Raw genomic sequence first — 13,490 nt, forward strand, 5'->3', positions numbered from 1 at the left:
GTGCGTGCCGGGGTTCCGGGTGACGGCGGGAACGTGCGGCCGGGTGCGTTGGGCGAGGTGACCGGTCCCGGTGCACGGGGTGTCGGTGAGTCGTCGGCGGCGGGTCAGGGTGCCGGTGTGCGGGCGGACAGTGTGGCCCGTGGTGGTGCGGATGCGCGGCCGGGTGTGGTGGCGGAGCGGGGTGCGCCGGGCGTGCGTGCCGGGGTTCCTGGTGACGGCGGGAATGTGCGGCCGGGTGCGTTGGGCGAGGTGACCGGTCCCGGTTCGCGGGGCGCCGGTGAGTCGTCGGCGGCGGCGGGTCAGGGTGCCGGTGTGCGGCCGGACACCGCGGTGCGTGGCGGCGGTGGTGATGCCCGGCCGGGCGCAGCCGCTGAGCAGGGTGCGCCGAACGTGCGTACCGAGAGCCCGGGGGACGGCGGCCACGCTGGACCGGGCGGCGAGCGGACCGAGGTGCGGGCGCAGCCCTCGGCAGCGTCCGGCCGCGAGGGGGAAGCCGGCGGTCCGGGCGCGGCGTCCGCCGACCACGCGACGGCGCGGCGGCACCCGGAGCAGCCCGGGGACCAGGCGTCCCCGGCCCGGGACGGCGACGGTGACGGCGGGGACGGAAAACCGCCCACGTACCAGGGCGGCGGTGAACACGACGCCGGCCTCGCGCCGGGCAACGGCACCGGGCGCTACGAGCCGTACACGTTCCACGGCGACGACCAGGGCCGCGCCCAGCGGTGGGGCCGGGAGCAGGAACGCCTGCTCGACACGCACCGGGACCGGTTCGAGGAGGAGCAGGACCGGTTCCGGCAGCAGCAGGAGGCCGACCGCCGGGTGGAGGAGGCGTTCGCCGGGCGCCTCGCCGACCCCGACCCCGTCTTCCGGGGCCCCGACGACATCGACGCGATCCGTCTCCGGATCGCCGAGGCGGAACAGCAGCGCGTCATCGAGGAGCGCGCGGCGCTCGCGGAGGACGGCGGCCGTGGCACGGCGGACGGCGAGCGCGGCGCCGGAGCGGACGTCCCCGGGCGCGCCGAGGTCACGCCGGAACTCGTCGAGCAGGTCCGCCGCCAGTGGATGGAGGAGGTGAAGTCCCGGTTCGACGAGCGCTGGCAGGAGTCCTACGCCGAGTACCGGCGCGGCGAGATCTCCCGCTCCGAGTTCGCCGAGACGTTCGACCGGCTGTCCGCCGGGCTGCACGACGAGTTCGAGCTGTCCGCCGCCGCCCACCTGGCCCGGCGCACGGCGAACGAGGTCTTCGACGGTGAGACCGCCGGACGCCGCCAGCCCATGTCGGAGGAGGAACTCCGGCAGGTCCGAGAGGACTTCGCCGACGCCGCCGCCAGCGAGGTGTACCGCGCCGCCGAGGACATGTGGCGCGACGGCGAGCGTGTCGACTCCTTCGACTGGTCCCACCTGTACCGCACGCAGGATGCCGGGATGCGGGACCTCACCCGCGGCCTGCGCACCCGCCTGGAACTGGCGGCCGAGGCCGCCGACACCTTCGACTTCCTCAGCAGGCGGGTGGGTGCCGACGGGGAGACACCGTGGGTGCGTGAGATCCGTACCGACTTCCGCGAGGAGTTCGAGGTCACGACCCGCACCCTGCCCGGCGGGGACGGCACGCCGACCCGCTGGATGGAGTACGAGCGTTTCCGGGAACAGCGCCACGCCCTGCGCGGCCAGCTGGAGAACTTCCGCGACCGATGGGAGGCGCGGCTGCGCGCCCGGGTCGCCGAGGAGGACCTGAAGGCCGCGACCGGCCGTGAGGTCGAGGCCCGGCGCGCGGAATGGCAGCGGTCCACCCGGCACGACCCGGCGGACGCCGCCGCTGTCGACACCGAGGCGGTGATCGCCTCCCACCGCGCGGATCTGACTGCCGAGGGCGAGAAGCTTCTCGCGGGCAGGCACCCGCGCGCGCTGACCCGCGAGCAGTGGGAGGAGTACGCCGCACAGCTGCGCGAGACCCAGGAGCGGCTGGCCGCCGAGCTGCCGACCCGGTTGGAGTACCAGGTCGGCCTGGACCGCGCCCTGGCCGAGGCGGACCGGATGTTCGACCGTCTGGAGGCGGAAGGGCCCGGCGCCCAGCGCGCCCGCGAAGGACTGCGGGAGGACGTCACCCGGGTCTTCCGCGAACTCGCCGGGCGCACCGAGGACGGCGCGTGGGACCTGGAGCGGGTCGCGACGGGCGTGGCGACCGTCTTCCGTGAGTACCTGCCGTCCGCGGAGCGGTCCCTGTCGGACCGGCTGCGGTTCGAGTGGGGCATGGAGCGTGCGCTGCGCGACGGCGGCACCGCCTTCCACCGGCTGTCCGGGCCGGGGCTCGACGAGCTGACCGAGCGCCCCGTGCGCGGTTACACGGTCACCGACGAGACCTTCGACCGGCTGGCGGGGGACTTCCGCGGCGACTGGGCCCGCGGCTACCACGACATCTACGGCCCCTCCGATCGCGATCTGCGCGGCTGGCTGGAGCGCGAGAAGGAGCGCGGCGACGCGTTCGGCAGCACGGTGCGCGACGAGTGGGAGGCGGACAGCGCCGCACTCCGGGAGCCGAGGGACGCCGAGGTGCGCGAGCGCGCCCAGGCGGAGAGCCTGCGGTGGCGGCAGCAGGTGGCCGCCAACTTCCAGGGCATGCTGGGCAAGGGCGCGGTGCTGGAGGACCTGGCCCGCCAGGTCGAGATCCCGCAGGCCGAGATCCGCTCGGCCCGGGTGGCCGGCGACTACCAGCGGGGTCTTTCGGAGCTGAGGTCCTGGTTCTCCCAGGAGTGGGACGCCGCTGCCCGCACCTCCTCCCCGGACGGCGAGGCGACGGTCCGCGCCGCCCTCGCGGACGAGGCACGGCAGCGGTGGCAGCAGCTGAGCGACCGGACCCGGACCGAGGACGAGGCAGTCCAGGCGTGGCAGCGCGAACCGCGGTGGACACTGGACCTGGCCCGGCTGGAGATCACCCGCGACACCCGTACCCCGTCCGAGACGCCGGCCACCGCCGACGGTGCGGTCCGGACGGCCCGGGACGGCGACGGGGACGGCCGGCTCCAGGCCCAGGAACTCCTCACCGCCCGCGAGGAGCAGCCGCCACCACCCCCGCTGTCCGCCGCCCCGCCCCGAGCGGCAACCAGCCGGACCGACGAGCCCTCGGCGCAGGCACCCGCTCCCGAGGCCCTGGCCGGGCTCCGCGACGCCGTCGAGGCGCGCGACCGGGCGTACGGCGAGTTCGAGACGCGGCTGACGCCCTACCCCGAACTGCGCACCCCGCAGGCGGCGGAGCAGGTCGCCGCCGCCCGGGAGGCGTTCGCCGACGCCTGGACCGGGGACCGTACGGCCACGGGCCCCGGCGAGCTGACCACTGCCCGCGGCGCGGCCCTGGCGGACCTGACCGCGCGGCTCACCTCCGTCCGCGAGCGGCTGGCCGCCGAGGCGGAGGCGGCGGAGGTCTTCCACCGTGACGTCGCCTCGACCGTGCCGGACACGCGGCACGGCGAAGCCTTCGCGAACGCCCAGCCGGCGGTGGCACTGGCGGAGGAGTTCCAGCGGGAGGCCGCCGGACAGCCGTCGGCCCGCCTGGCCGGCCTGGTCCAGGAGTTCGGGCGGCGGTACGCCGAGGCGCACGCCGCCTGGACCGCCGAGCGGCAGGCCCGTGCCGCCTTCGACACCGTCCTCCGCGGCGGTGCGGGCGGACGCGCCGACCTGACCGACGGCCGGGCGGAGTGGCACGGCCCGGCACGCCGCTGGTACGCCGGACAGCTGGCCCGGCTGCGACAGCAGTACGTCGCCGAACGCGCCGAGGCCATGGCCGTCGACGACGAGGCCGGGCGCCGGGAACGGCTGGCGCGGCTCGACGAGGACGTGCGCCAGGCCGCGCTGTACGCGCAGCGGCGGGCACGGACCGCAGCGGCCCACAACAGCGCCCTCGCCGACCACCTGGCGCGGTTCACGGCCGACTCGGCCTGGGACCGTGAGCTGACGGGCTGGTACGAGGAGCGGCGCCGGGCACTCGCCGCACCGCTGACCGACCGGCTCCACCTGTACAGCCCGCAGGCCCGCGAACAGGTGCTGGCCCGCTTCGACGCGCAGGCCGCCGCGCTGCGCGAGGTCGCCGCCTCCCGGCACACGGCGTACCTGGACCTCGCCCGTCAGCTCGGCGGCGCCGCCCACGACAGGGTGACGCTGTCCCACGCCGCCACGGCCGACTGGACCCGGCGCCACATCGCCGCACTGCGCGACGCCCACCTGGCCACCGCCGACCAGACCCGGTACACCGCCCTGCCCGCGGAGTTCCTCGCACCGCACCCCCAGGCCGCCGCCGAGGACGACTGGCGGGTCCCGGCGTGGCAGGAAGCGCAGCGGGAGCTGCACCGCCGCTACGCCGACCTGCTGGCGCAGGACCGTACCGAGGACTCCGCGGCCGCCACCGACGACGACGGGGCATCCTCGGGCGCCACGACGACGGAGCCGGACAACGCCTTCGACGAGGCGTTCCGCCAGTGGGCGCGGGAAGAGGCCCCGGGCGTGTCCCAGGAACGGCTGGCCGCGGTCCGCGAACGGGTCCGGGAGAATGCGGACCGGTTCGACGAGCCGGCCACGGACCGTCCGGCGACGGAGCGGCTGTGGGACGCCTTCTCCCTGCGGGCGGCCCGCGAACTGGCCGTGGTCCGTGGCGAAGAGGCGTTCCAGCGTGCCTTCCACGACTGGGGCCTGCGGCTGACCGATGCCTGGCGGGGCCGGCTGGCCGACGGCACGCCGGAACCCTTCGAGCTGGTCCTCGACATGGCCGAGTCGGTGCGCGAGCTGGCCGCCGGCGACTTCCGCGACCGGTGGGAGGGGATACTCGAGAACACCCTCGTCTCCGGCACCGAGGTCCGCACCGGTGACAGCCTGGTGGTGCGGCAGACGGCCCGGCTGCTGCGCACCCTCGTCTCCGGCCTGGACGGGGAGTTCGAGCGGTACGCGCTGCTCTTCGGCCAGCTCTCCCGGATCGACGCGGTGGTGGAGCAGCTGGCGGACGGAGCCTTCCGCGACCGGCTCGACCAGGGCACCCGTGACCTGCTCGCCGCCTTCGGCGCCGAGCACACCGAGGTGTCCGAGGCGGGCCGGAACCGGATCCGCGAAGACGCCCGCCGTTCGCTGCGGGAGGCGTTCGCCACGGTCTTCCCGAGCGCGGCGTCCGTGGCAGGGCTGGCCGACGGCGGCCGGGCGCTGCCGGGCGTCTGGCAGGACCGGGTGCGCACGGTCCTCGACGCGCTGCCCGGCCGGCTGGCCCTCCAGGCGGCGCGCGAGGCGGCGATCCTGCGCTCGCAGGAGGACGTCGCGGACGCCGTCGCCTCCTGGGCCGACTCCGCCACCGGCACGGGCCGGGCCTTCCTCGACCGGTTCCCGGTCTCCTTCGACCAGGTCCGCCCCACGCTCCGCCGCACCCTGGGCGTCTCCGTGGCCGCCGCCGTCGACGACCACTTCGAGCAGCTCTTCGGCCACGACGGCGTGACCGCCGGCCTCGAAGACGTCCGGGCCCGGCTGGAGCGCTGGCACACCGCGTACGCCGAACTGACCGGCCGGGACCGGCTGCACACCTGGCTCACCGTGCGGCACGCCCGGGACGGCGTGCTCACCGCCTCCGCGCGCCTCTTCGACGAACAGCTCGACCGGTGGCGCGCGGCCCACGGCCCCCAGGCGCTGACCGACGCCGACGTCGCCCGTGCTCGGTCCGGCCTGGACGAGCGGCTGCTCGCCGCCTTCGACGCGCTGTTCACCGGCCGCCCGGTCGCCGCCGACGAGCTGGCCGGCGCGGCCCGCCAGTGGGACGCCCTGCTTGCCGAGCAGGCCCGGGCGTTGCCCGCGCACCTCGCCTTCGAGTCCTGGTCCGACGCCGCCCTGTACGACGCCGCGCGGTCCTTCCACACCCTGCGCCCCGACGACGACACGGCCCGGCAGCGGTGGGAGGAGCACGCCGAGGACTTCCGGGCCGACTTCCTGGCCGCGTACGAACTGCTGTGGGCGCCCCAGGCGCTGTCCACGTCCTGGGCCGCCCACGAGGCCGAGTACACCGACGCGTTCGGCGTGGGCCTGGAGGCGGCGCAGCTGCTCACCCTGCGCGGCGACGACAAGGGCAAGGGACGGGCCCCGGGTGAGCGTCCGGCCGACGCGCTGCCGCCGGAACTGCGCGGCCTGGACCACGGCCGGCTGGCCGCCCTGATCGGCAAGGCAGGCCGGCTCATGCCGCCGAAGCGGACCATCAGCGGCGAGGCGGAGACCGAGGCGCTGCGCGAGGCCCACCGCCGGCGCGTGCTGGAGGTCGCCGCCGTCCTGCACACCCAGGACGAGCGGGCGGCCCGGCGTCGGGCCGCGGAACTCGGCGCCGATCCGGCGCCGGCCGGGATCCGGGCCGGCGCTCCGCTCACGGACACGACGCGGCAGCAGGCCGGTTCGTCGTCCTCCGGACACGGATCCCTCGGGCTGGTCACGCCGCATGTCGGCGAAGGCCGGCCGTCGGACGGCGGGGCACAGGAGCAGTCGGACACCCCCGTGACGGAGCTCTTCCGGGGAGACACCACCGACCCGGAGGCCGCCGAGCCGGCGCGCGCGGACGGTGACGGCATCGGCGAGACGGCCGGCGCGATGGAGCTGCGGCTGCGCCGGGAGTTCGGCCGGGACACCTTCGAAGCCCTCGCCCGCCAGGCGTCCGCCCTGCTCCAGCCCGCCGCGCTGGCGGCCGGCGACCCGGCGAGCGAACGGCTGAGGGAGACACAGCAGCGAGGGCTGCTGCGCATCGTAGAGACGCTAGGGCGGACGAACAGCGTGGCACAGGCCGTGGCACTGGCCGACCTGCTCACCGCGGAGACGCCGGGTATCCGGTCAACGGCGCAGATGCTGGGCGCCGGCGCCTTCGGCGGTGCGGCCCCGACGGAGTGGGAAGTGGGCCCGGAGGTCCGCGAGCTGCAACGCGGTCTCGCGTCCGGCTTCGACGTACGCCGTGGGCACGGCCTCGGCGGTGACCCGGACGCCGCCGCGATCGCGCGGATCCTCGGACCGGACGTCTACGGGCAGCGGCAGGCGCCCCCGGCGCCCGAGTTCCTGCGCGGCTACGACTTCTCCCAGCTGAAGGCCGCCCAGCGCGCGGCGTTCTTCGAGGCCGTGGACATGACCCGGCCGGCCCCGCGGGCGGAGGAGCTGCGGCCCTCCGCGCTGCCCCGGCGGCCTGAAACCGTGGTCGAATCCGGTCGGCGGTCGATGAGCCGTGCCACGATGCCCGTCCTGCCGAAGGCGACCAGGATCGCCAAGCTCACGCACGCCATCTGGCTCGGCGGACCGCTGCGCGACGAAGGGGCCACGAGCGGCTTCCGCTGGAACCTCGAAAGACTGGCGTCCTCCCAGCCGGACTTCACCGTCATCCTGTGGACCGACGTCACACGCGCCGAGTTCGCCGCCGCCGAGGCCGCCGCGAAGACGTCGGCCGACAGGAGGCACGCGAACCGCCGGCTGGCCGACGTGCTGGACATGCTCCAGTGGGCGCGTGCCGCACGGGTGAGACTGGTCAACGTCGACGAGATCTTCTCCGCGACGTCCCCCATGATGCTGGAGGGTATCTACCGGGCCGAGATCGCGCGGGCGGTGGGCGTGGCGTACGCGGCCGCCAGCGACATGCTGCGCCTGGAGGTCCTGGACCGGTTCGGCGGTGTGGCGAACGACCTGGACAACGCGATCGCCGGTGATCTGACCGGCGAACTCCGGCGAGTCGTCGACTCCCCGCACGGCTTCGGCATGGCGCGGCACGGAGGCCGGCCGTGGAACGCGGTTCTGATCGCACCCGCCGGGCACGCCTTCCTGGACCCCTACCGGGACGTGATCCGGGGGAACTACACACGGACGCCGGCCGAGAACATGCTGCGGTCCGTGCAGCTGCAGAACGAAGAGGTACTTCCGGACGAGCGGTCCGCACGGCGCCCGCTCGCCCCCGACGTGCTGTCCCACTCGCGGCAGACGATGCGGGACGAGGTGCTGATGCGCAGCGGTCCCAGCCCCACGGTCTGGCGGACGCTGGCCCGCCGCGTCGGCCTGCCGGACGGGCTGGACGGCGTGGTCACCATCTCACCCGCGGTGCTCACGCTCGCGTCCGCCCAGTCCTGGCTGCCGCCGCAGCCCGGGCAGGGCACGGCGGCGGGCGCGGCCACCGCGCCCGCGTACGACCGCGCGGAGGATCTCCGGGTCGCCCGCGCCGCGCTGGTCACCCTGGTCCAGGGCCTGTACCGCCAGCCCGGGAACCTCAACCTGGCCCAGGTCGCGCCGATGATCCGTAGCCGCCCCCGCCCCGACGACCTGTGGGACGCGGTCGTCGGATTCATCGCCGCCCGACCGGAACTCCGCGGCCTGGTGGCATCCGTCACCTTCAGCACGCTGGGCGGCAGCCCGCTCCAGCCGGTCGACACGGTCGTCCTCCCCCCGTGGTCACGGAGCCTGGTGCAGACCATGCCCGGTGCGCCCCGGAACGGTCTGGGCAGCCACGTCCTGCCGGCCCGGCTCCTCGACCCGGCCGAGACCGGTCCCGAGCCGCTCGACAGCGGGGCCAGGGGGCAGCGCGACGGCGTCACGAGGCCGGGCGGTGCGCCCTCGCGGCGCGCGCGCGGAGAGCTGCCCGACACCACGCCGGGGGCGGGGCCGTCGGGGCTGCGGTCCGGCGGGCGGACGGAGACGTCCGGACCGGCACCGCGCCCGGCGTTCATGCCGCGCTTCGACGAACCCCGGCCGGTGACCGGCGACGACCTGATGGCCGAGCTGTTCGGGAGAACCCCGGAGCCGGAGCAGCAGGCCCCGGACAGCACCCTCGCCGCACCGGTCGGCGCCGACCTCCTCACCGACGCCGGTGAGGCAGCGCAGTCGGAGGAGTGGCGGGCCAGGGCCTGGGACTCCACGGCAGGGCACCAGCCCTTCGAACGGCCCTTCTGGAGGCAGTGGCCGACGCAGGAACAGCGGGACGAGCTCTTCCGGTATCTCGGGGAACCACGGGCCGGCGCGGACGGGCAGCGGCTCACCTTCGGCGCGGTCGCCGACCGGGTCCGCGACACCCTGGGCCTGCGGCTGGACCGCGAACAGATGGAACGGCTGCACTGGGAGTACCGGCAGGCCTCCGTCGCGCCCCCGGCCCCGGCCCCGCGTGCCGCGCGGCGAAAGGTGTCGGAGGCGGAGTACCTGGCCGAGGCGGACGCCTATTTCCGGCGGCACGGGAACCTGGAGGTGCCGACCGATCTCGTCGTCACCACGGAAGCCGGCGAGGTGCCGCTGGGCAAGCACATCAAGAACCTCCGCGACCGCAGCCGGCGGACGATGTCCCAGCAGGACGTCGACCGCTGGGAATCGATCGGCATGCGCTGGTCGACCGCGGACGCCATGAAGGCCGCCGGGATCTATCTGAGGGACAGGGGCCGTCCCGACGCTCCGCCGCCGGACACCGAGATCCAGGCGGTGCGGGTGCCGGACTGGCCTGCTCCTCGCTTCGACCTCGCGCACTGGACCCGGACGCTCGCCCACGCCTCGCTCCTCAGCCTGACCAGACAGCAGCGCGAGACCATCCGGCAGACGCTCGGCGCAGGGTGGGCCGACCGGATCCTTCCCGGTCCCTCCGACAAGCCGGCCCGGCCGAGCGGGGCACGAAGGGCCGCAGGGCCGTCGGCGGCACCAGCCGTCGGCCGCGCCCTTCCGGCCGGAACGCAGCAGCCCTCCGGGACGTCCGCCGGGACCGTCGGCGATCCGTCCGCGAGCACCGTGCCGGGGCCGGCCGCGGAGGACCTGCGGCTCGCCGCGCTCGATGCGGTGACCCGGCAGTGGCGGGCGAGGCTCTGGGCGGCTTCCGCCCAGCCGCGCAGCGCCGACGCGGAGGCCCTGCCCCTGTCCGACGAACGGAAGAAGCGCCTGCTCGCGGACCTGCGCAAGCGGGAGCGTGACCACGCGGGGCAGCGACCGCTGACGTTCGGCTACGTCGCCGACTACGTCGGCGGTGTGCTCGGACAGCCCCCGGCGCCGGCAGCCCTGGAACGTCTCGAATGGGAGTACGTGCTGCGCTACCCGGAGCGGACGCGCCGCCCGGGTGCCCGGACCGGCCCGACCACCCCGGCGGCCGGGCAAGGGGCCGGCGACACCGGGCCGTCGGCGGCCGGTCCGTCCTCGGCCGGCACGGACGCACCGGCAGCGCCGGACGTCGCGGGCCGCCGTGCGGCTCCGCCACCCGGGGCACCGGCGGAGGACCGGATACCGCTCAGCCTGCGGAGGGACTGGAAGTACAGGGCCGCCGTGCGGTTCTTCACCGGCAAGGGGCACCTGGAGGCACCGCGCGAGTCCTGGGTCACCGACGCCTCGGGCACTCAGCGCGACCTCGGGCGCGCGCTGTACCAGCTGCGTCTCGACCGGAGGAAGCTGCCCCAGGACGAGGTGGACGCCTGGGACGCCCTGGGCATGCGCTGGTCCACTCAGGACGCGATGGCGGCGGCGAGGGCGTACATCGCGAGCAGGAACGGCGACCTCACGGTCCCGCCGCCGGACGCCGACATCGCGGCGGTGGACATCGGGCAGCGGGCCACCTTCGATCTCGCGGCGTGGATCAGGAGCCTGCAGCACAGGATCCGGCTGGGCGACGACGAACGCAGGGACATCCGGACCGCGTTCGGCGCTGCCTGGGGCGACTGGATCCTCGGCCGCCAGTCCGGGCTGCTGCCGGCCCCGGGGCAGTCCGGCGGTGTGCCGACGGCCGTCACGGCGCCGGGCGGATCCGGTACGGCCGCACGGGCGGCTGACGAGACCGCTCCCCAGGTACCCGGCCCTGGTACGGCGCAGGACAGCAGCCTGCGGGACGCCGACATGGAGATGGCACAGGACAGCAGCCTGCGGGACGTCGGCATGGAGACGGCGCAGGACTCCGGCACGGGCGAGGCGCAGGTCCTCGGCACGGGCGAAGCGGACGGCACCCTGTCCGGCCTTCTCCCGCCGGGGACGTCCGAGCCCGGCGACGTCCGGCACACGAGTGCCGGCCCGGCCGCGCCCGAGTTCGACGCCGAGGGGTACTTCGGCGCTCCGTCACTGCTCGGGGAGGCCGGTACGGTCGGCCCGTCCGGAGGTGTCCAGGAGCAGGACGCCGGGTTCGGCGGCATGTTCCCGCTGCCCGGCCAGACGGAGGCCGACCTCTTCACGCACGGGTGGCCGATGATCGGTGACCCCGTCGCCGACTACCTGGCGACGCTCGACGCGTACGCGCTGATGCCGGAGGAGGCGGCCGCCCTCACCGAGCTCGACGACTGGCTCGCCTCGCTCCCGCAGGGTGCCGACGAAACGGGCACCGGCGCGCTGCCGGACTGGCCGGCGGCGGAGCAGATGGATCTCGACGCCGTCCCCGAGCCGCTGGAGGCCATGGAGCTGCGGCTCCGCCAGGAGTTCGGCGACGCACGGTTCACGGAGCTGCTGACCGTGGCGTCCGGGATGGTCAACCCCACGCTGCTGTCGGACGGCGGCGTCGTGACCGAGCAGCTGATGTCCGCACAGCGCCGTGCGACGCTCCTGGTCCTGGAGGCGTACGGCCGGACGGGGAACGACACGTGGGCGCAGACCCTGGCCGACGAACTGGCCGCGCAGACCCCCGGCATCAGGTCCCTCGGGCAGGCGGCCCCGGGTGCCGCTCCGTCGGCCGCCACGTCCACCGCCGCCCAGCTTCCGGCACGCACGCGTCGGCTGCTCGCCGAGGCGGCCGGCCGGGCGCTGGAGGGCAGTGCCGCCGCGACGATCGGCCCCGACGCCCTGACCGACGCCCTGACCAGGGCCGCCTCCCGCAGCTGGCGCGAGGACTGGCCGGCCGCCGACCTCGCCCGGATGATCGCGGCCGACCCGCGGTGGAAGGAACCCCAGCACGCCCGGCTGCTCGACGCGCTGACCCATCCGGCTCATCTGCACGTGCTCCGGGCGGTCGTCCGGCAGCCCGTGCTGGGCGCGGTGCTCCGGGCGCGCCCGCAGCATCTGGAGGTGCTGTCCGACGCCGGCACGCTGCTGACCGGGTTGAGCCGGCTGCAGCCGGGCACCGTGAGGAGGTACGAGCGGAATCCCGAGTACCTGGACGACCTGCTCGCGCCGTCCGCCGACGGCCGACGGGAGCTGGTGGAGGCGATCGAGAGCCGGTCACCGGCCGCCGGCAAGCTGCTGATGGCGCCCGGACTGCCCAGGAGCCTCAACGGACAGGTCCCCCACATCCTCGCCGTCGCGGGCGCCGGTCCCGTCAGCGAGATCATCTCCCTCCTTCCCGGCCTCGCCGCGGCGGTGGCGGCCGGCTCCGTGGAGAGCGCGCGGGCTCTCTCCCACGAATGGACCCTGGCCCGCTCCCTGTTCGAGAACGCGTGGTCCGACGAGCCCGCCGCCGTCGACTACCCGGCGCTGATCGGCAACCGGAGACTGCGTGCCCGGCTCCAGTTGCACGCCGACCAGGTACCCCTGCTGATCCGTGCCCCCGAACTGCTGTCGGCTGTCACGCGCAACCCCGGCCTGCTGGACGTCCTGGCGCGCAGCCCGCGGCTGGTCGACATCCTCACGGACATCCCCCGTTTCGCGGAACGCCTGGCGGCCGACCCGGGAGCGCTCACGGCGGCGGTGGACAATCCGGCGGTCGCCGACTGGCTCTCGCGTGACCCGGCGCGCTTCGACGCGGTGCCGGAGGACCGTCTCGCGGATGCGCTGCGCGACGTGTCCGCGCCCGCGCCGGCCGCCACGGCGGGGCGCCGGCCGCGGGCCGCCGGAGACGGGCTGCTGCCGCGCGTCCGGGCCGCCCATCCCGGACTGGACGCCGTCCTGGCGGCCGAGCCGGGCCTGTCGGCGGTCCTCCGGGCCGACGACGGCCTCATGAAGGGTCTGCTGGACCATCCCGGTCTGCTGGCGGACCCCCACGAGTACCGGCGGCTGCTCGGTCCCGGGGCCGCGGAGCTGCGTCCGCTGGTGCGGCAGGGTTCCCCCCTGGTCGCTCCGAACCTGCTGCGGGCGGTGCTGCGCCACCGGTCGCTGCGGGACTGGTTCACCCGGGACCCGCAGGTCCTGCGAGCCGCCCCGGGCAATCCGCGCCGGGCACTCGCCGAGGCCGCCGAGGCCGATCCGCGCGTGGGGGAGATGGTCTTCTCCAACCCGGGGGCGGCCCAGTTCCTCACCAGCAGGTCGGTGCTCGCGCCCACCCGCGTGCTTCTCGACGTCTGGGCCGTGCGGCCCACCGACGAACGGCCCTTCACCCACCTCGGGCTGGCCGGATTCGAGGACATGGTGGCGCGCCCGGGGGACACGCGGCAGCTGCTGGACGTCCTGTTCCGCAACGACAGCGCCCTGATCCGGATGGCCGGTCACGACCGGCGCGTCCTGGACGTCGTCGACGACGAGGCGGTGGCGAACCTCCGCCCCCACCCGGCCGTCGTGACAGAGCTGGCCTCCCGGCCTCCGCTCCGGCTCACCACCGCCCACTGGAACACGTTCTTCCACTCCCCGGAGCTGCTCGCGGGCCT

At 75.5% G+C, this 13,490-nt stretch carries 1 protein-coding gene and 1 pseudogene (1 of these 2 running past the window's edge); one reads left to right on the forward strand and one right to left on the reverse strand.

All coding sequences use genetic code 11. From position 1 onward, the window contains the following. Positions 1-423, reverse strand: a pseudogene (locus IEZ20_RS40185) (hypothetical protein); the annotation flags it as partial. On the opposite strand from IEZ20_RS40185, the gene IEZ20_RS36230 reads away from it, so the two are divergent. Then, positions 391-13,490, forward strand: partial view of a DUF8616 domain-containing protein gene (locus IEZ20_RS36230; protein WP_189306767.1) — the start only. It continues 36,538 nt past the right edge of the window; the window shows 13,100 of its 49,638 coding nt (coding positions 1-13,100); the start codon lies at positions 391-393; its stop codon lies off the right edge, out of view. The pseudogene IEZ20_RS40185 and the gene IEZ20_RS36230 sit on opposite strands and share 33 nt — an antisense overlap.

Source organism: Streptomyces cinerochromogenes (assembly GCF_014648635.1).
GTDB lineage: Bacteria > Actinomycetota > Actinomycetes > Streptomycetales > Streptomycetaceae > Streptomyces > Streptomyces cinerochromogenes.